This is a genomic window from Pseudomonas sp. GW821-FHT04C07 (assembly GCF_059420325.1).
Genome location: NZ_JBWKTM010000004.1, coordinates 1 through 18,359, shown reverse-complemented (window position 1 = coordinate 18,359; position 18,359 = coordinate 1). Strand labels below are relative to the sequence as shown.

Here is an 18,359-nt window from a genome sequence, read left to right as displayed (position 1 = left end):
TTCACGTTGGCCAAGGAGCCTTATGAAGACCTTCTTGCTAAGGACGGCCCTGTTCGTTGTTTTATTTTTCTTTGCCTTGCTCTGCCTTCTCGTGTCTCTTTCCTCGTACAAGGAGGTGGACGAGACGAAGACTTGGCAGAAGTTGAATGCCACTGTCGCCACTGTCTCCATTTCTGAGGAGATGCGCAGTAAGGGTATGACCTATTGCCCTCTGGTTAACGTGACCTTTGAGTTGAACGGACAGCAATACACTTATCCGCTCGAAATATCGCTGCGGCCCTGCAGGACCAGCCTGGAGTCGGTCGAAAGATCAGTTGCAACATTCAGGGAAGGAAAAGTGATCGAAATTCTTGTCGACCCTGCAAAGCAGGGTAGAGTGAAGCCAGGTACTTACTCACTAGGTGGGGGGTTTTACATCGGCGTTTTCTTGGGCACGCTAACCTTTATCGGGGCCGTAGCTGTCCTGGTGTTTCCTGCTAAGAAATCTGTCAAGTTGACGCAAAGAGAAAGCATTTCACATTCAACTTTGAGCAAGAAAGAAGTTCAGGAAAAAGTTCGCGAGCTACTCGCCGCCGGCACTGCAAAGTCGGAAGTGTTTTCACAACTCTCCGGGCGGGGTGTAAAAGACAGTCAACTTGCTTACTTTATAGCCTCGTATGCAGATCCAATTCGTTGTGACGAGCACGATCGCAAGGTCAACATTCTCATCACGATAATGCTCGCTCAGGCTTTGATTGCATTCATTCTGGGATTGGATATCGGCGCCAGGATGGGACCAACGGCCAAATGGGTTATGGGTGTTTCAATGACCTTGATTCCCTTGTTTTTGGTATGGGGCTTCTACAACCATCGCGTCGGCGCCTACAACGCGTACATACTCCTTGCGCTTCCCCAATTCCCAAGATCGCTTGCGGGGTTTACATCGAGTCCGGCAACAACCGCTATCGCATTAGCTATAAGTATCGCTATCCTGGCTTTTGTTTGGTACGTCCGAGGAAAAATCTTTCCAGACTTCGTCTTCGTCACCCCCAGGAAAATCAAAGGCAAGTACTTATTTTCGGGCTGACCCATCATGCCGCCGGACCTGCCCGAACGGCTGTTCAGGCCTGTGAGTTCAATCGTTAGCGAAGACTGCTTCGGGTCGATTTCAGCCGGTTCCAGCAGGCAGCTTTTGGCCGATTTCTGCCTGTCACAACCGACCGAAATCGACCCATTGTCGCCAGTCGCAAACCCTGAAAGCGGTCATTCAAATTTAGAGAAGCTGACACTAACGTGGCGCTGTATCACCCGGAAGCGGGGGACACGGTATTCAAGCGCGGGCCGTGGCCCGGTGAAGTCGCGCTGGAAATTACTGGCTTTGCCGGCCGAGGCTGATGCGTTGATCACCCTTGCCTGCCCTCGTGTCGGCGATGACGATTTCGCTCGGTATGTCCAGTCGGTGGCTTGCCGATCACGCGCCTGAGAACTGTATCCGTGCTTTCTGGCCGTAGGAGACCCACGGTTTCAGTGGCTGAGACGTTCCGCCATGAGCGGTAACAGTTGCTCGCAAGATGCCTCGATTTTCAGGTCCAGCAGATCGTCGGCGCGGGTTTTACCCAGGTTGATCGCGATCAGCGGCTTGTGCTGCTCGGCCATCGCGCGGCATAAGCGAAAGGCCGAGTAAGCCATCAGCGACGATCCCACCACCAGCAATCCCGCAGCCTGCTCGACGCAATGTATGGCCTTGGCGGCGGTGCTTTGAGCGACGTTCTCGCCAAAAAACACCACGTCCGGCTTTAACCGTTCGCCGTCACAGTGGGGGCAGTGGGGGACCTGGAATCGTGCTTCGAAAGCCGGGTCCAGCAGGGTATCGCCATCGGGTGCCTGAACGGCGTCGACCCCGGCCAGATAGGGGTTTTGCGCTTCCATGACGATCTGGATCGCATGCCGATCAATACGTTGTCCGCAATCCAGGCAAACGACTTTATGCAGACTGCCGTGCAGTTCGATCACATCCTGGCTGCCCGCTTGATCATGCAAGGTATCGACGTTTTGCGTGATGAGCCCGGCGATACGTTGCTTTGCTTGCAACGTGGCGAGCGCCTCATGGGCGGCATTCGGTCGAGCCTGGCGGATCCGTGGCCAGCCCAGCATCGCTCGCGCCCAATAGCGCCGCCGCGATGCCGGTGCACTGAGGAACTCCTGATACATCATCGGTGCCTTTCCTCGACGTACGCCCTCGTTGTCCCGGTAGTCCGGTATCCCGGAAGAGGTGCTGATGCCCGCGCCGGTCAGGACCAGCAATGGCTGCTCGGCCATCATGTGGTAAAGGGTGTCAAGAGGGTTGCTGAGCTGGCCGTCGATCATGTTGAATACCTATTCCAATACCGGATATGAACCGCTTTAAGAACAAGGTGCAGGCAGGAAAAGATAGTCTGCTTTGGAGCCAATGCGAAGCGGCTGCGGGCTTGCATCAATCCGTAGCAGCTGGCGTAGCCTGCGTTCGTCTGCGCAGCAGTCGTAAAATCAGGCACTGCGGTATTCCAGACAAACCGTGGAAGCAGGATTTACGACTGCTGCGCAGCCGGACGCAGCCTTCGGCAGCTGCTACGGGTCGGTCCATCGCCTTCGTTATGCAACCACAACTGTGATCTTGAGATTGTCCCCGGCGTCTAGTGAAAGTATCCCCGCAGCCGCACGGGGAGTGGATACGGACCCCAAGCATGCAAGCGCTGTTGAACGAAATCCTTGATGCAGTTCGCCCCCTGATCGGACAGGGCAAGGTGGCTGATTACATCCCGGCGTTAAGTAATGTGCCGGCCGAACAATTGGGCATTGCCGTCTATGGCAATGACGGCGAGCTTTTTTGCGCGGGCGATGCGCATACACCGTTCTCGGTGCAGAGCATTTCGAAAGTGTTCAGTCTGGTGCAGGCCATCGATCATTCCGGCGAAGCGATCTGGGAGCGACTGGGACACGAACCCTCCGGCCAGCCGTTCAACTCGCTGGTGCAGCTGGAGTTCGAGCGCGGACGCCCACGCAACCCGTTCATCAATGCTGGCGCACTGGTGATCTGCGATATCAACCAGTCACGTTTTGCTGCACCGGCGTTGTCGATGCGTGATTTCGTCCGACGTTTGTCCGGCAATATGCAGGTGCTGGTTGACGGGAAGGTCGCTGAGTCGGAATACCAGCACCGCGCCCGAAACGCGGCCATGGCTTACCTGATGCAATCGTTCGGCAACTTCCACAACGATGTTGAAGCGGTGCTGCGCAGCTACTTCAGCCATTGCGCACTGCGCATGAGTTGTGTGGATCTGGCCCGCGCGTTCTGCTTTTTGGCCAACGACGGTTTTTGCAAACACAGCGGCGCGCAAATTTTGACCCCGCGTCAAACCCAGCAGGTCAACTCGATCATGGCCACCAGTGGCCTTTATGACGAAGCCGGCAACTTCGCCTATCGCGTCGGCTTGCCGGGCAAGAGTGGTGTGGGCGGTGGCATCGTGGCGGTGGTGCCGGGGCGGTTTACCGTCTGCGTCTGGTCACCGGAACTGAACGCTGCCGGTAATTCGCTGGCCGGTATGGCCGCTCTGGAGTTGCTGAGTCAGAGAATCGGGTGGTCGGTGTTCTAGGCGGGTGGGCGTTGCCGGGATGGGGGTCAACGTGCGGTCGATCACGATGATCGCTATGGCGCCCAGTCCGGTTCAGTCAGACCGCTGCACCGAATGAGATGCCCGCCAGCGCAGTAATCGCCATGGCGAGGGCCCCCCACAGTGTCACTCGCCATGCCCCCGGCAGCAGGCTGGCACCGCCAGCCTTGGCCGCAATAGCGCCTAATGTTCCCAGGAATACCAGTGACATGCCTGATATCCATGGAATAACGCTCTGAGTCGGAGCGAGGAACGTGACGGCCAGGGGCAATGCTGCGCCGACAAAAAAACTGGCCGCCGAGGCCAATGCCGCTTGCAGCGGTTTGGCGCTGAACGCATCGGAAATGCCCAGTTCGTCGCGAGCATGGGAGCCCAGTGCATCATGTGCCATTAATTGCGTAGCCACTTTTCTGGCCAGCTCAGGTTCAACGCCGCGATCCATGTAGAGGCTCGCCAGCTCATAGTGTTCAGCCAGCGGGTTGGTCTCAAGCTCTGTTTGTTCGCGCAAAAGATCGGCCCGTTCGCTATCCGCCTGGGAGTGCACAGAGACGTATTCTCCCGCCGCCATCGACATCGCACCCGCCACCAGCCCGGCAATACCGGTGATGAGCAATGTGCTGTGGGTGGCCTGGGCCGCGGCAACCCCGATCAAAAGACTCGCGGTCGATACAATGCCATCGTTGGCACCCAGTACCGAGGCGCGAAGCCAGCCGATCCGGTCGTTTCTATGGGACTCCGCGTGTCTGCGAAAGCGCTTCATCGTTGCAATCACCCACTGTCGTTGAGCCGACGCTGATCAACAGCCGGCATCTGTGAACGAGCCGGTGGTTCGCTGCTTCAGCGAGTTCCAATCTGCTCCTGGAGGCGTCCAGCGACAATCGATCCGACGTTGATTTGCTCGCGCAGCGTGTGCGTGTCATTCCCCAGCGTTTGGCGACGACGGGATGTTCCACTGGACGCTCAACTAATCTCCGCGGATGTACTGTTCCAGTTGCCGGATCAGGTCGGCCTGCTCGGCGATGGCTTCTTTGACCAGGTCGCCAATGGACAGTAACCCCAGCAGTTGTCCGTTCTCCACCACCGGCAAATGGCGCAAATGACTGTCGGTCATGATGCCCATGCAGGTCTCGATAGTTTGATGGGAGTCCACCGTCACCACGGGCGAGCTCATGATGTCTCTGACAGGCGTGCCGACCGAGGACCGCCCATGCAGGACCAGCTTGCGCGCATAGTCGCGTTCGCTGATAACGCCGACCACCAGGCCATGCTCTAACACTGGTAGTGCGCCGACATTTTTCTCGGCCATCATCATGAGGGCTTCCAGCACCATCTGGTCCGGGGCGATAGTGTGGACTTGCTGGTTGTGCTTGACCTTTAACTTCAGAAGTTGGGCAACGGTCTTCATGCGGGCCTCTCCAGTGCTGAACTTGGGGCGGCCGCGAACCGCCCTGACGGTCTATACAGAATCGTAGAGATACGCCAACAGGGCAAGGACCAAAGCGGCACACACACAATCAAAAAACGTCATCGAGGTGTTTTTTTGCATTCGCCGCAGGTCGGCGGCAACCGGGTTGATTTCGGCGCGCTACTATTGCGGCTTCGGCAACGGAGTCGAGCTGGATCTGCTGCACAACTTCACGCAGCGGACTCACCGTCACAGGTTCTGTGAGCTACAGTTGTTGTACTGCCTCCTCTCTATGGACTCCTTTGGTTGAGAGGCTGGTCTTGGGTGCCGACGTCAGGCACCTTTTTTATTTTCATCGGCTGAGCGTCATCCGCACAGCTGATCAGTCGCAGGCCTGGGTTAGCCTGCGGTGTGGCGTTGAGTGCGCCAAATGCCCGGACGAATAATAAAAAACGGCACCTGAAAGCCGATGCTAGTCTTGGTAGATACGTCGACAGGTCGGCGCTGTTTGCGACTCCAGTGGAGTCGCCGGTTAAAAAGGGGGGATTGAGCCAGCACACTTCGTGGTGGCCGGGGGGGATTGGCCGGCACTGTACCGGCAGGATAGGGATTATGAGTAGCTCCCAGACTATTCACCCGATTTGGCTCCGGCTGACCCACTGGGTCAACGTCATCGCGGTCATCATCCTGGTGATGAGCGGCTGGCGTATCTACAACGCCTCTCCGATTTTTTCCTTTCAGATTCCCGCTGGCATCACTCTGGGCGGCTGGTTGGCGGGTGCACTGCTTTGGCATTTTGCGGCGATGTGGGTACTGGTCATTAATGGCATTCTTTACCTTCTGCTCAATATTTTTTCCGGGCGCATCGCCTACAAGTTTTTCCCGATACGCCCTGGCGAAGTCTTTCATGATTTGCTGGCCGCCCTCAGGGGCAAACTCGCCCACGCTGACTTGCGGCAATACAACTCCCTGCAAAAACTCGCTTACCTCTTTGTCGTACTCGATCTGATTGTGCTCGTGCTCTCGGGCCTGGTGATCTGGAAGTCGGTGCAGTTTCCGCTGCTCAGGGAGCTGATGGGGGGTTATGACTCGGCGCGTATCGTGCATTTTGTCTGCATGGCCTTGCTGGTCGCCTTTATCGTGGTGCATCTGGTGATGGTGGCCCTCGTGCCGCGCACACTGGTTGCCATGCTGCGCGGACACTGAACCATGGTCAGGAAAATTAAAAAAGACGGGCTTGATGAGTCCGCCATCATCCAGTCGGTGGCGCTGGAACTCGACCTGCCCGCGCGTAGACAATTTCTTCGCCATGTCTGGACGCTGGGTGGGATTGCCCTGCTGACGGGCTGTCGTCTCGATGACGACGACTCCGTGGAGTCCATGCTGAAAATGGTCTCGCGCTTCAACGACAAGGTGCAGGCGGCGCTATTCGATCCGCGCAGGTTGGCACCGACTTATCCTGAGTCGATGATGACACGCCCCTTTCCGTTCAACGCCTATTACGACCGCGATGGCATTCCGGACATCGAAGGCGATGATTTCAAACTCGCGGTTGGCGGTCTGGTCCAGGATAAACATAGCTGGACCCTCGCCGAGCTGAACCAGTTGCCGCAAACCAGTCAGGTCACGCGCCTGATATGCGTGGAGGGTTGGAGCGCCATCGGCAAATGGGGTGGGGTGACTTTTTCTACTTTTCTGCAACGTGTGGGCGCCGACACCCGTGCCAAATATGTCGGACTCAAATGCGCCGATGACTATTACACCAGCATCGACATGCCCACCGCTCTACACGCGCAGACTCTGCTCACCCTGAGCTATGACGATCAGGTGTTGCCGGCGGAATACGGTTACCCCCTGCGGCTGCGTATGCCGACCAAACTGGGTTTCAAGAACCCCAAACATGTTGTGGAGATTTTTGTGACCAATGATTACCCCGGTGGCTATTGGGAGGATCAGGGTTACAACTGGTTCAGTGGCAGTTGAGTGATCGACTGTCCTGAAAATCGGCGCGTTGCGGCTGTCGTTAACGCGAACTATAGAGGAAGAGTGACATGAAAAAGCTGATTGCTACTGCGGTTGCCGCCGTTGTTCTGGGGCTGGCCGCCGCCCCGCTGATTGCAGCTGAAACAGGTACGGGTGATATGTACAAGGAGTCGATGGACAAGGGGACGATGAAAAAGGATGAAATGAAAAGCTCTACCGCGAAGACCAAGCACCACTACAAGACCAAGGGCGACAAGATGAAGAGTGGCGCCATGAAAAAAGACAGCATGGAAAAAAAGGATGATATGAGCAAAGACACGATGAAGCAGTAGGGCGCCCGGTCGCTCCAGCTAAACCGGCAATGTCAGACAATTGCCGGATGGAGCACTGTCGTGTACTGGAGAACCCGGTCGGGTGCTCGCAAGAGCAACGGATGCTCCGGACACACTGGCTAGTAGGGTCTGAGACATCCGATGCCGGAGGCAGGACATGAGCCGAGCCGTCAGGTTTTCAGTCGCGCCTTTCGTTTTGCTCGGCGTCCTTTTTTCAGTCGCCTGCAATCAAAACGAAACGTCTGAGAAGGCTTCGTTTGGCATCGAGAAGTCTGTCTCTGGAAGTTGGGCAGAAGGGACATGGAATCCTTCTTCGAAGGAGCAGGCACTTCCCGAGTTCCAGCTGTCAGGTGAGAAAATCACCCTGGGTCAGTGTGCCTTCTCTGTGCAGAGCCTGCTGAGTCATGATGAAAAACACGCCTATATCGTGCTCAAAAGAGGCAGTGCCTGCCCAATTGACCACGCGCCCGGAAATGTTGTCTTGACGCAAAGCGGGCACTGTCAGGCGCAGGTCGAAATGTATGTTTCAACGGAGGACATCCATAAAGGTTCCCCAGAGCATACCGGGATGTACAACAAGTCCGGCTGCTCTGAAGCCGCTCCTCAGTGATCAGTCAGCGATGTCCGCCTGAGTCGTCCCGGGTTTCGGGGCCAAAGGGAAAAAAGGCGCCCGAGGGCGCCCAAAAAAACACCTGAACCGAGGGAGGCCAGGTTAAGCCGTTCATGTTGATGCCGCGTTGGTAAGTCGCTGCATGAACGGAGTTGCGTATCGCGCCCGCAAAGGCGCGCAGGTTGTCTATTTGCCCAGTTTTACTCGTGTCCATCCGCGCGTCATCAACCGCTGGGTAGCGATGGGCAGGTCGGGTATTGCATAGAGCGTGGCCATTACCTCTTGCGGTGGATACGAACCTGGATCGTCACGAATCGCCTCATCAACCAATGGCGTGGCTGCTGAGTTGGCGTTGCTGTAACCCACGCTGTTGGTGATCTGGGCCATGATGTCCGGGCGCATCAGGAAGTTCATGAACAGGTAGGCGTTTTCGACGTTTGCCGCGTCCCTGGGGATGGCGACCATGTCATAGAAGCTGCCCGCACCTTCTTTCGGGATGCTGTAGGCGATGTTCACGGTGTCACCCGCTTCCTTGGCGCGCGCCTTGGCCTGGAGCACATCACCGGAGTAACCAACGGCTACGCAAATGTTGCCGTTGGCAAGATCCGAGATGTATTTGGATGAATGGAAGTAGGCCACCGATGGGCGGATTTTCATGAACAGCGCTTCGGCCTCGGCGATCTGCTGCTTGTCCCGGGAGTTCACCGGGTAGCCCAGATAGTGGAGGGCGGCCGGCAACATCTCGGTAGGCGAGTCCAGGAAACTGATGCCGCAGGATTTCAGTTTTGCCGCGTTTTCCGGTTTGAACAGCAGGTCCCAGGAGTTCACCGGAGCGTCTTTGCCCAAGGCCTGCCTGACCTTCTGCGGGTTGAAGCCGATACCGATCGAGCCCCACATGTAGGGGAAGGCGTGGCTGTTATCGGTGTCGCTGACGGAGGCATTTTTCAACAGTGTCTGGTTGAGGTTTTTCCAGTTGGGCAGCTTTGACTTGTCCAGCGGCTGATAGACCCCGGCCTTGATCTGCTTGGCCAGAAAACTGTTGGAGGGCACGACGATGTCGTAGCCCGACTTGCCGGCGAGCAACCTGGCCTCAAGGGTTTCATTACTGTCGAACACATCGTAGACGACACTGATACCTGTCTCGTCTTCGAACTTTTTGACGGTGTCCGGTGCAATGTAATCCGACCAGTTGTAGACGCGTAGCACCTTGTCATTGGCCTGGGCGCAAGTGACGACCGCGCCCAATAAGGACAGTGTAAGCAGAGTCCTGCCAAACATTTTCATGCGTACAACTCCATTTTTATCGTGTAATTCGCGGCACCATCATTGAAACGCGGCTGCTAGTGGCCTGTACGGCTAGTTCGTTAGCTCAAATTCGGATGCCAGAAGTCCATAGCCAAGGCGCTGTGACGAGTCATAGCCCGCTATGGCGAGGAACAGCAACGCAGGATATGGGCTTCTGGCGCCGAAGTTGACTAACAGAACTGGCCACACGGGCCACTAGGCTGCCGCACCCGCTAGTTGTTGCTCGGGTTGTTTCCAGGATTCGCTCGTGGTCTGTTCCATGGCTTCTTGAATCGAGCGTTTGCGATTGGCTTCGGCCCTGCGACCGAAATACCAGACCAGGAACGTGATCAAAGAGACAGCCAGCAGAATCAGACTGGCCACGGCGTTGATCTCGGGTTTCACGCCCAGACGCACTGCCGAGAAGACTTCCATCGGCAAGGTCGTCGAACCCGGACCCGACACGAAGCTGGCCAGCACCAGGTCGTCCAGCGACAGGGCGAAGGACATCATGCCGCCCGCCCCCAGCGATGGCGCGATCATCGGGATGGTGATCAGGAAGAACACCTTCCACGGCCGCGCGCCAAGGTCCATGGCCGCCTCTTCGATGGACAGGTCCAGCTCACGCAAGCGTGCCGAGACCACCACCGCCACATAGGCCGCACAGAACGTCGTGTGGGCGATCCAGATAGTGACGAGGCCACGTTCCTGGGGCCAGCCGATCAGCTGCGCCATGGCCACGAACAGCAGCAACAGCGACAGACCGGTGATCACTTCGGGCATCACCAGGGGCGCGGTCACCAGGCCACCGAACAGCGTGCGTCCCTTGAAGCGGGTCACGCGGGTCAGCACGAAGGCCGCCAGGGTGCCCAACGCCACCGCCGCAATGGCGGTGTAGCAGGCGATTTCCAGCGAGCGCACCACCGAGCCCATCAGCTGGGTGTTGTCCAGCAGGCCGACATACCACTTCACCGACCATCCGCCCCACACGGTCACCAGCTTGGAGGCGTTGAACGAGTAGATCACCAGAATCAGCATCGGCGCGTAGATGAACAACAGGCCGAGTACCAGCATCAGTCTTGAAAACCCGAAACGGTTCATGCCCGTCCCTCCATCTCTTTGGCTTGGCTGCGGTTGAAGAGGATGATCGGCACAATCAGGATCGCCAGCATCACCACGGCCAGGGCGGACGCTACCGGCCAGTCACGGTTGTTGAAGAACTCTTGCCACAGCACGCGGCCGATCATCAGGGTTTCCGGCCCGCCGAGCAGTTCCGGGATCACGAACTCACCCACCACCGGGATGAACACCAGCATGCAGCCGGCGATGATGCCGTTCCTGGCCAGTGGCACGGTGATTTTCCAGAAGCTGTTGAAAGTGCTCGAACCCAGGTCCGATGCGGCCTCCAGCAGGCTCTGGTCATGCTTGACCAGGTTGGCGTAGAGCGGCAGCACCATGAAGGGGAGGTAGGCGTACACCACCCCGATGTACACCGCGGTGTTGGTGTTCAATATTTCTATGGGCTGCTGAGTCAGACCTGTCCACATCAAGAATGCGTTCAGCAGACCGTTATTGCTCAAGATACCCATCCAGGCGTAAACCCGGATCAGGATCGCCGTCCAGGTCGGCATCATGATCAGCAGGATCAGCACGGTCTGCGTCTCCTTGCGGGCCCTGGAGATGCCATAGGCCATCGGGAAGCCAATCAACAGGCACATCAGCGTGCTGAAAAAAGCGACCTTCAGCGAGCCCAGGTAGGCAGAGATGTACAGCTCATCACCGACCAGCAGCGCATAGTTACTGATGTTCAGAAACAGTTGGAATTTCTGCTCGGCGAAGGTGTAGATCTCCGAGTAGGGAGGAATGGCCAAGGCTGCTTCGGAGAAGCTGATCTTCATCACCAGGAAGAACGGCAGCATGAAAAACAGGCACAGCCACAGGAAGGGAATACCGATGACGACTTTACGACCACTCGGTATCAGGCGCTGAATCCGCTTGTTGATAGTGATCATGAGCGCAGTACCACGCCGCTGTCGTCTTCCCACCACACATAGACTTCGTCGTCCCACGTCGGGCGTGCGCCGCGGCGTTCAGCGTTGGCCATGAACGACTGAACGATCTTTCCACCGGGCAATTGCACATAAAAGACCGAATGCCCACCCAGGTAGGCGATGTCGTGAACCTTGCCTTTGGACCAGTTGTAGCGGGTCTCGGGCTTGATCGTGGACACCAGCAACTTCTCTGGGCGAATGGCATAGGTGACAGACTTGTCTTGCACAGAAGTGCTGACGCCGTGGCCCACGTAAATCTTCTGCTCGAGGTCCGGGCTCTGAATGATGGCGTGACCTTCCTGGTCTTCGGTGACGAAACCGTCGAACGCATTCACGTTGCCGATGAATTCGCACACCATGCGGCTGACGGGTGCTTCGTAGATATCGACCGGACTACCGATCTGGGCAATCCAGCCCAGGTGCATGATGGCGATGCGCTGGGCCATGGTCATGGCCTCTTCCTGATCGTGGGTCACCATTACGCAGGTCACGCCGACCCGCTCGATGATCTCGACCAGTTCGAGCTGCATCTGCGAGCGCAGCTTTTTATCCAGTGCGCCCATGGGCTCGTCGAGCAGCAGCAGCTTTGGTCGCTTGGCCAGGGAGCGCGCCAGCGCCACTCGCTGACGCTGACCACCAGAGAGTTGATGCGGCTTGCGTCTGGCGTACTGGGTCATATGAACCAGCTTGAGCATTTCTTCGACGCGGGCTTCGATTTCGCTGGCGGGAAGCCGGTCCTGCTTCAGGCCAAAGGCAATGTTCTGCGCCACGGTCATGTGCGGAAACAAGGCGTAGGACTGGAACATCATATTGATGGGCCGCTCATAGGGCGGCATGTCGGTAATGTCTACGCCATCGAGGTAGATCCGCCCTTCGGTCGGGCGCTCGAAGCCTGCCAGCATCCGCAGGAGTGTCGATTTGCCTGAGCCTGAGCCACCCAGCATCGCGAAGATTTCACCCTGGTGGATATCCAGGGAGACATCGTCGACGGCAGTTGTCTCGTCGAATTTCTTGGTTACGCGGTCGACTTTAACCAGCACCTTTTTTGGGTGCGGGTTGCCTTCTAGAGCCTTCCTGTAAGTGCTGGAGGCGTTTGCCATGTAAAACTCCCAACCGGTGTCAGTAGTCCGGCCAAAGCGGCCTGACTTAATAGTTGATTGCAAACCCGCGCCAGGGGCCCCTGTAGGAGCCGAGCTTGCTCGCGATGGCGGCCTGACAGTCAACATTGATGTCGACTGTCAGGGCCTCTTCGCGAGCAAGCTCGGCTCCTACAGGGTTACCCGTGCCGGTCGGGCTAATTCGGCGCCGCCGTCCTGGCTGCCTGGTCGTACTTGTTGTTATTGCGGTTTGTTGTTTTCGTGAGTCACGGATGCGCAAGGGCGCGCCCGCCAGACTCACGAGGGCAGTAAATTGATTAATCGAGTTTTAAGTCAGCGCGTATTACGCAGCGCCGCGCGTTGCCGGCACGCGTCGCCAAACGCCTGGAAAATACTCAAGTAGGGAGGGTTCGACAGGACCTGCCATTCCGGGTGCCATTGCACGCCAACGGCAAATGCCTGGCCGTGCTCGACAGGCCCTCTATCAACAGAGAAGGCCTCGATCAATCCATCGGGCGCGATGGCTTCGACCCGTAAACCGGGTGCCAGCCTGTCGATGCCTTGGCCGTGAATGGAATTGACCTGAATCACCGGGGGCAGGTCGAGTGCCGCGAACACGCCGCCAGGTTGAACATTGACGGCATGCGCCGGGGCGTACTGGACGGCCAGGTCAGGATGATCGGCTTCGCGATGATCCATGAAGGTGCCGGTTTCGTGGACCTTCTGATGAAGGCTGCCACCGAACGCCACGTTCATTTCCTGAAAGCCGCGGCAGATGCCGAGCACTGGAACGCCCGCCGCCACGGCTGCACGTAACAAGGGAAGGGTGGTGCCGTCGCGCTGAGGATCGTGTGCCGTCCCCGGTTCGCTGGCTGGGCCCTGATAGTGGAATGGCTCCACGTTGGAAGGCGAGCCGGTAAACAGCAGGCCGTCCAGATGCTCGAGCAGACCGTCTATATCGGTCAGTTCAGCCAGGGAAGGAATGATTACCGGGAGCCCCAGTGCAGCAACGCTGACAGCACGTACGTACTTGTCTGCGCTGACATGGTAGGGATGCAGCCCAATATCTTTGACGCACGCAGTAACGCCGATCAATGGCTTGAGTGCCATTTTTATCACCTCGAAGTTTCACACTTGAACGAGCTTTTCCGGAGCTTAGCCTTGTTGATTTTAATTAACAACTCTCATGTAAAAAATTCTAAACGGAAAAGGAGCTGAGGATCTGAGCTGGCGCGGGCTTTAGGCAGTAAAACGGTCGATGAGCGGCTGACACGGCAAATAAATTCAACGCTGATGGTGCTCTGTTCGCTATTGACTTCACTTTGCCTTTCGGATTGACTGGGCTCGTGAAAGGGCGGTGAACATAATAATTAACATAATAGGTGCATCATGTCGGTACCCCTGCGTGCCGTTCAGCTCAACGAAGCGAACGCATTCCTTAAGAAACATCCTGAGGTTTTGTACGTCGACCTTCTGATTGCGGATATGAACGGCGTGGTGCGCGGTAAGCGCATCGAGCGCACCAGTCTCCACAAGGTCTACGAAAAAGGCATTAACCTCCCGGCCTCGCTGTTTGCCCTGGATATCAACGGCTCTACAGTAGAAAGCACAGGTCTGGGCCTGGATATCGGCGACTCTGACCGAATCTGCTATCCCATCCCCGGCACCCTGTGCATCGAACCCTGGCAGAAGCGCCCGACCGCGCAATTGCTGATGACCATGCACGAACTCGAAGGTGAACCCTTCTTCGCCGATCCTCGCGAAGTGCTGCGTCAGGTCGTGAGCAAGTTCGATGCAATGGGCCTGACCATCTGCGCCGCATTCGAGCTTGAGTTCTACCTGATCGACCAGGACAACGTGAACGGTCGTCCGCAGTCGCCACGTTCGCCGGTGTCCGGCAAGCGTCCGATGTCGACTCAGGTGTATCTGATCGACGATTTGGACGAATACGTCGATTGCCTGCAAGACATCCTTGAAGGCGCGAAAGAGCAGGGCATCCCTGCCGACGCCATCGTCAAGGAAAGTGCGCCGGCGCAGTTCGAAGTGAACCTGCATCACGTTTCCGACCCGGTGAAAGCCTGCGATTACGCGGTGCTGCTCAAGCGTCTGGTGAAGAACATCGCCTACGACCATGAGATGGACACCACCTTCATGGCCAAGCCTTACCCGGGCCAGGCGGGCAACGGTCTGCACGTGCACATTTCGATCCTTGATAAAGAAGGCAACAACATCTTTGCCAGCGAGGATCCCGAGCAGAACGCCGCATTGCGTCACGCGATCGGCGGTGTGCTCGAGACCCTGCCGGCGCAGATGGCCTTCCTCTGCCCGAACGTCAACTCCTACCGTCGTTTCGGCGCACAGTTCTACGTGCCGAATTCGCCGAGCTGGGGCATCGACAACCGTACCGTTGCGGTACGCGTTCCGACGGGCTCGGCTGACGCCGTACGTATCGAGCACCGGGTCGCCGGCGCCGACGCTAACCCGTACCTGTTGATGGCGTCGGTCCTGGCCGGCATTCACCACGGCCTGACCAACCAGATCGAGCCGGGTGCACCGGTTGAAGGCAACAGCTACGAGCAGAACGAACAGAGCCTGCCGAACAACTTGCGCGATGCCTTGCGCGAGCTGGACGACAGCGAAGTCATGGCTCGCTACATCGACCCGCTGTACATCGATGTGTTTGTGGCGTGCAAGGAAAGCGAACTCGCCGAGTTTGAAAACTCCATTTCAGACCTTGAGTACAACTGGTACTTGCACACGGTCTGAGGCGAACAACCTGTAGGAGCTGTCGTTCACATTTGTTGTGCCCGACACACAACCCCTGTAGGAGCCGAGCTTGCTCGCGATGGCGGTGTGTCAGTCAACATTGATGTCGCCTGACACACCGCCATCGTCGGAACGCCGCCCGGAACAAGCTCAGCTCCTACAGGGCATCAGTCCGACGACTACTTATTTCTCTGCGTTGAGTCACTTCAATGGCAATTACTCGCAGCGACTGGGAGCAACGCTTTCAGTCCTTGACACTAGAAGGCCGGGCATTCATTGACGGCCAATACTGCTCGGCACTCAGCGGCGACACCTTTGAATGCATGAGCCCGGTGGACGGTCGCTTTCTGGCGAACGTCGCCAGCACCGACGAAGCCGACGCGAATGTGGCGGTGCAGGTTGCGCGTCGCACGTTTGAGTCCGGCGTCTGGGCCAGACTGGCCCCGGCAGAGCGCAAGCGCATCCTCATTCGTTTCGCCGATCTGATTCTGGATCACCAGGAAGAACTGGCGCTGCTGGAAACGCTGGACATGGGCAAGCCCATCAGCGATTCCATGGCCATCGACGTACCCGCGACCGCCAATGCGATCCGCTGGAGCGCCGAGGCGATCGACAAAATCTACGACGAAGTGGCGGCGACGCCGCACGATCAGTTGGGCCTCATCACTCGTGAACCGGCGGGCGTGGTCGCGGCCATCGTGCCGTGGAATTTCCCGTTGATCATGGCCAGCTGGAAGTTCGCGCCAGCCCTGGCGGCGGGTAACTCGTTCATCCTCAAGCCTTCGGAAAAATCGCCGCTGACGGCGATCCGGATTGCTCAGCTGGCGCTGGACGCGGGGATCCCCAAAGGGGTGTTCAACGTCCTGCCGGGCTTCGGTCACACCGTTGGCAAGGCCCTGGCCTTGCACATGGATGTCGATGTGCTGGCGTTCACCGGCTCGACCGCGATTGCCAAGCAACTGCTGGTCTACGCCGGGCAAAGCAACATGAAACGCGTTTGGCTTGAAGCGGGGGGGAAAAGCCCGAACGTGGTGTTTGCCGATGCGCCGGATTTGCGCGCGGCAGCACAGGCAGCGGCCAGCGCCATTGCCTTCAACCAGGGCGAAGTCTGCACCGCAGGTTCGCGTTTGCTGGTGGAGCGTTCGATCCGCGAGCAGTTCATTCCGCTGCTGGTGGAAGCATTGCAAGCCTGGAAACCGGGGCATGCCCTGGACCCGGCGACAACGGTCGGCGCAGTGGTCGATCAGCGCCAGCTGGAATCCGTGCTGCGTTACATCGAAGTCGGCAAGGAGCAGGGCGCTCGACTGATCGCGGGTGGCAAGCGCACCCTCGAAGAAACGGGCGGCCTGTACGTTGAGCCGGCGATTTTCGATGGCGTGACCAACGCGATGACGATTGCCCGGGAAGAGATCTTCGGCCCGGTGCTGTCGCTCATCACCTTCGACACCGTTGAAGAAGCCCTGCACATCGCCAACGACAGCATCTTCGGTCTGGCGGCCGGTGTCTGGACCAGCAACCTGAGCAAGGCCCACACCTTCGCTCGTGGTCTGCGTGCCGGCAGTGTCTGGGTCAACCAGTACGACGGTGGCGACATGACTGCGCCGTTTGGTGGGTTCAAACAGTCGGGTAACGGTCGCGACAAGTCGTTGCATGCGTTCGACAAGTACACCGAACTCAAAGCGACCTGGATCAAGCTCTAACATTTTCACAGCAGCGGTCGCCGACATCTGCGTGCGACCGCTCGGGAATTCAATCATGCAAAAACATGTAAACAGCTACTACGCCGCGACCCGCAACGAGACCATCGATTTTCCGGTGCTCGATCAACTGGTCGAGTGCGATGTCTGCGTGATCGGCGCAGGCTACACCGGTTTGTCCTCGGCACTGTTTCTCGCAGAAGCGGGCTACAGCGTCACGGTGCTGGAAGCCGCCAAAGTCGGCTTCGGCGCCAGCGGTCGCAACGGTGGCCAACTGGTCAACTCCTATAGCCGTGACGTCGATGTCATCGAGCAGCGCTACGGCGACAAGACTGCAGAAATCCTCGGCAGCATGATCTTCGAAGGCGCGGACATCATTCGTTCGCGCATAAAACAGTACGACATCAAGTGCGACTACAAGCCTGGCGGTATTTTCGCGGCGCTGAACAAGAAGCAGCTCAAAGGTCTGGCCGAGCAAAAAAGCAGCTGGGAGCGTTACGGCAACCAGAACCTGAAAATGCTCGATGCAAAAGACATCGCCAAAGAAGTCGGCTCGGACAACTACATCGGCGGCCTGCTGGACATGCAGGGCGGTCACGTACACCCCTTGAACCTGGCCTTGGGTGAGGCAGCCGCCATCATTGGCCTGGGAGGGAAAATCTTCGAGCAATCCGGTGCGCTCGAAATCACCTACGGTGAGCCGATTGTCGTCAGAACCGCCAAGGGCGTGGTACGGGCCAAGTACTTGCTGATTGCCGGTAACGCCTACCTGAACCAGGACCTCGACGCCCGCGTGACGCGCAAGAGCATGCCGTGCGGTTCGCAGATCGTCGTCACCGAGCCGTTGTCGGCCAAAGTGGCCAAGAGCCTGATCAGCAACAACTACTGCGTCGAAGACTGCAACTACCTGCTCGACTACTACCGTCTCACGGCCGATAACCGCCTGCTCTACGGCGGCGGCGTGGTCTACGGCGCTCGCGAGCCGGATGACATCGAGCAACTGATCAAGCCGAAAATCCTCAAGACCTTCCCGCAGCTCAAGAACGTGAAGATCGACTACCGCTGGACCGGCAACTTCCTGCTGACCATGTCGCGCATGCCGCAATTCGGCCGTATCGAAAAGAACGCCTACTACATGCAGGGCTACAGCGGCCACGGCGTCACTTGCTCGCACCTGGCCGGCAAACTGATCTCGGAAATGATCCGCGGCGACGCCGAGCGCTTCGACGCGTTTGCGTCCTTGCCACACATGCCGATGATCGGCGGCCGAACCTTCCAGGCGCCACTGACCGCCATGGGCGCCGCGTATTACGCGCTGCGTGACCGTTTCGGCATCTAAGCGGCGCAATCCATGTGGGAGCGAGCCTGCTCGCGATGAGGTCGACACATTCAACATTGATGTCGCCTGACACACCGCCATCGCGAGCAAGCTTGAACTGGCCTAATAATTCCGGACACCTCTTAAGGGCGATATGATTTCGCCAACTTGGAGGTTTCATGAACGA

At 57.8% G+C, this 18,359-nt stretch carries 17 protein-coding genes; 9 read left to right on the top strand and 8 right to left on the bottom strand.

Translation table 11 applies throughout. The features are described 5' to 3' along the window. Positions 1 to 22: 22 nt before the first annotated feature. Positions 23 to 1,066, top strand: a complete 1,044-nt coding sequence (locus tag AC07UI_RS09115; RefSeq protein ID WP_494992171.1) for a DUF3592 domain-containing protein — start codon at positions 23 to 25, stop codon at positions 1,064 to 1,066. Positions 1,067 to 1,503: 437 nt separating this feature from the next. Here AC07UI_RS09115 and AC07UI_RS09110 read toward each other — a convergent pair whose 3' ends face one another. Beyond that, the gene (locus AC07UI_RS09110; RefSeq protein WP_494992170.1) at positions 1,504 to 2,346 is read right to left on the bottom strand and encodes an NAD-dependent protein deacetylase; all 843 of its coding nucleotides are present in this window, start codon (positions 2,344 to 2,346) and stop codon (positions 1,504 to 1,506) included. A gap of 356 nt (positions 2,347 to 2,702) precedes the next feature. On the opposite strand from AC07UI_RS09110, the gene glsB reads away from it, so the two are divergent. After that, positions 2,703 to 3,611 carry a glutaminase B gene (gene glsB / locus AC07UI_RS09105; protein WP_494992169.1) on the top strand — a complete coding sequence of 303 codons (909 nt, stop codon included), beginning with the start codon at positions 2,703 to 2,705 and terminating at the stop codon, positions 3,609 to 3,611. Between the two features lie 76 nt (positions 3,612 to 3,687). Here the strand turns inward: glsB and AC07UI_RS09100 are convergent, their stop codons facing one another. Both AC07UI_RS09100 and AC07UI_RS09095 read right to left on the bottom strand, forming a co-directional pair. Further along, entirely contained in the window at positions 3,688 to 4,389 is a 702-nt protein-coding gene (locus tag AC07UI_RS09100) for a VIT1/CCC1 transporter family protein (protein ID WP_494992168.1), read from the bottom strand. A 204-nt stretch (positions 4,390 to 4,593) separates the two neighbouring features. After that, the gene (locus AC07UI_RS09095; protein ID WP_494992167.1) at positions 4,594 to 5,034 is read right to left on the bottom strand and encodes a CBS domain-containing protein; all 441 of its coding nucleotides are present in this window, start codon (positions 5,032 to 5,034) and stop codon (positions 4,594 to 4,596) included. 612 nt (positions 5,035 to 5,646) lie between these two features. On the opposite strand from AC07UI_RS09095, the gene AC07UI_RS09090 reads away from it, so the two are divergent. From AC07UI_RS09090 to AC07UI_RS09075, 4 genes are all read left to right on the top strand, one after another. Beyond that, positions 5,647 to 6,240, top strand: coding sequence for a cytochrome b/b6 domain-containing protein (locus tag AC07UI_RS09090; RefSeq protein ID WP_494992166.1), 594 nt, complete (start codon positions 5,647 to 5,649; stop codon positions 6,238 to 6,240). Between the two features lie 3 nt (positions 6,241 to 6,243). After that, the gene (locus AC07UI_RS09085; RefSeq protein WP_494992165.1) at positions 6,244 to 7,017 is read left to right on the top strand and encodes a molybdopterin-dependent oxidoreductase; all 774 of its coding nucleotides are present in this window, start codon (positions 6,244 to 6,246) and stop codon (positions 7,015 to 7,017) included. A 68-nt stretch (positions 7,018 to 7,085) separates the two neighbouring features. Beyond that, positions 7,086 to 7,349 (top strand): hypothetical protein, encoded by a 264-nt coding sequence (locus AC07UI_RS09080; protein WP_494992164.1) that lies wholly within the window; start codon positions 7,086 to 7,088, stop codon positions 7,347 to 7,349. A 157-nt stretch (positions 7,350 to 7,506) separates the two neighbouring features. After that, complete coding sequence (locus AC07UI_RS09075) at positions 7,507 to 7,959, top strand: hypothetical protein (RefSeq protein ID WP_494992163.1); 453 nt, start codon at positions 7,507 to 7,509, stop codon at positions 7,957 to 7,959. 186 nt (positions 7,960 to 8,145) lie between these two features. Here AC07UI_RS09075 and AC07UI_RS09070 read toward each other — a convergent pair whose 3' ends face one another. The 5 genes from AC07UI_RS09070 to AC07UI_RS09050 form a co-directional block, all read right to left on the bottom strand. Then, entirely contained in the window at positions 8,146 to 9,243 is a 1,098-nt protein-coding gene (locus AC07UI_RS09070; RefSeq protein WP_494992162.1) for a polyamine ABC transporter substrate-binding protein, read from the bottom strand. A 216-nt stretch (positions 9,244 to 9,459) separates the two neighbouring features. Further along, positions 9,460 to 10,344, bottom strand: coding sequence for an ABC transporter permease subunit (locus tag AC07UI_RS09065; protein ID WP_494992161.1), 885 nt, complete (start codon positions 10,342 to 10,344; stop codon positions 9,460 to 9,462). Continuing rightward, a complete protein-coding gene (locus AC07UI_RS09060) occupies positions 10,341 to 11,222 on the bottom strand; it encodes an ABC transporter permease subunit (RefSeq protein ID WP_494992471.1) in 882 nt (293 codons plus the stop codon). Before AC07UI_RS09060 ends, AC07UI_RS09065 begins: the two co-directional genes overlap by 4 nt. A 29-nt stretch (positions 11,223 to 11,251) precedes the next feature. Next, entirely contained in the window at positions 11,252 to 12,394 is a 1,143-nt protein-coding gene (gene potA / locus AC07UI_RS09055) for a polyamine ABC transporter ATP-binding protein (RefSeq protein WP_494992160.1), read from the bottom strand. A 330-nt stretch (positions 12,395 to 12,724) separates the two neighbouring features. Next, entirely contained in the window at positions 12,725 to 13,501 is a 777-nt protein-coding gene (locus tag AC07UI_RS09050) for a gamma-glutamyl-gamma-aminobutyrate hydrolase family protein (RefSeq protein WP_494992159.1), read from the bottom strand. 279 nt (positions 13,502 to 13,780) lie between these two features. On the opposite strand from AC07UI_RS09050, the gene AC07UI_RS09045 reads away from it, so the two are divergent. From AC07UI_RS09045 to AC07UI_RS09035, 3 genes are all read left to right on the top strand, one after another. Further along, positions 13,781 to 15,157 (top strand): glutamine synthetase family protein, encoded by a 1,377-nt coding sequence (locus AC07UI_RS09045; protein WP_494992158.1) that lies wholly within the window; start codon positions 13,781 to 13,783, stop codon positions 15,155 to 15,157. 209 nt (positions 15,158 to 15,366) lie between these two features. Next, complete coding sequence (locus AC07UI_RS09040; protein WP_494992157.1) at positions 15,367 to 16,857, top strand: aldehyde dehydrogenase; 1,491 nt, start codon at positions 15,367 to 15,369, stop codon at positions 16,855 to 16,857. 52 nt (positions 16,858 to 16,909) lie between these two features. After that, positions 16,910 to 18,193, top strand: coding sequence for an NAD(P)/FAD-dependent oxidoreductase (locus tag AC07UI_RS09035; RefSeq protein ID WP_494992470.1), 1,284 nt, complete (start codon positions 16,910 to 16,912; stop codon positions 18,191 to 18,193). Positions 18,194 to 18,359 lie beyond the last annotated feature (166 nt).

Bases quoted from the DNA above. Each gene is read 5' to 3' on its own strand.
- AC07UI_RS09115 (WP_494992171.1), top strand. From the start codon at position 23: ATGAAGACCTTCTTGCTAAGGACGGCCCTGTTCGTTGTTTTATTTTTC.
- AC07UI_RS09110 (WP_494992170.1), bottom strand. From the start codon at position 2,346: ATGATCGACGGCCAGCTCAGCAACCCTCTTGACACCCTTTACCACATG.
- glsB (WP_494992169.1), top strand. From the start codon at position 2,703: ATGCAAGCGCTGTTGAACGAAATCCTTGATGCAGTTCGCCCCCTGATC.
- AC07UI_RS09100 (WP_494992168.1), bottom strand. From the start codon at position 4,389: ATGAAGCGCTTTCGCAGACACGCGGAGTCCCATAGAAACGACCGGATC.
- AC07UI_RS09095 (WP_494992167.1), bottom strand. From the start codon at position 5,034: ATGAAGACCGTTGCCCAACTTCTGAAGTTAAAGGTCAAGCACAACCAG.
- AC07UI_RS09090 (WP_494992166.1), top strand. From the start codon at position 5,647: ATGAGTAGCTCCCAGACTATTCACCCGATTTGGCTCCGGCTGACCCAC.
- AC07UI_RS09085 (WP_494992165.1), top strand. From the start codon at position 6,244: ATGGTCAGGAAAATTAAAAAAGACGGGCTTGATGAGTCCGCCATCATC.
- AC07UI_RS09080 (WP_494992164.1), top strand. From the start codon at position 7,086: ATGAAAAAGCTGATTGCTACTGCGGTTGCCGCCGTTGTTCTGGGGCTG.
- AC07UI_RS09075 (WP_494992163.1), top strand. From the start codon at position 7,507: ATGAGCCGAGCCGTCAGGTTTTCAGTCGCGCCTTTCGTTTTGCTCGGC.
- AC07UI_RS09070 (WP_494992162.1), bottom strand. From the start codon at position 9,243: ATGAAAATGTTTGGCAGGACTCTGCTTACACTGTCCTTATTGGGCGCG.
- AC07UI_RS09065 (WP_494992161.1), bottom strand. From the start codon at position 10,344: ATGAACCGTTTCGGGTTTTCAAGACTGATGCTGGTACTCGGCCTGTTG.
- potA (WP_494992160.1), bottom strand. From the start codon at position 12,394: ATGGCAAACGCCTCCAGCACTTACAGGAAGGCTCTAGAAGGCAACCCG.
- AC07UI_RS09050 (WP_494992159.1), bottom strand. From the start codon at position 13,501: ATGGCACTCAAGCCATTGATCGGCGTTACTGCGTGCGTCAAAGATATT.
- AC07UI_RS09045 (WP_494992158.1), top strand. From the start codon at position 13,781: ATGTCGGTACCCCTGCGTGCCGTTCAGCTCAACGAAGCGAACGCATTC.
- AC07UI_RS09040 (WP_494992157.1), top strand. From the start codon at position 15,367: ATGGCAATTACTCGCAGCGACTGGGAGCAACGCTTTCAGTCCTTGACA.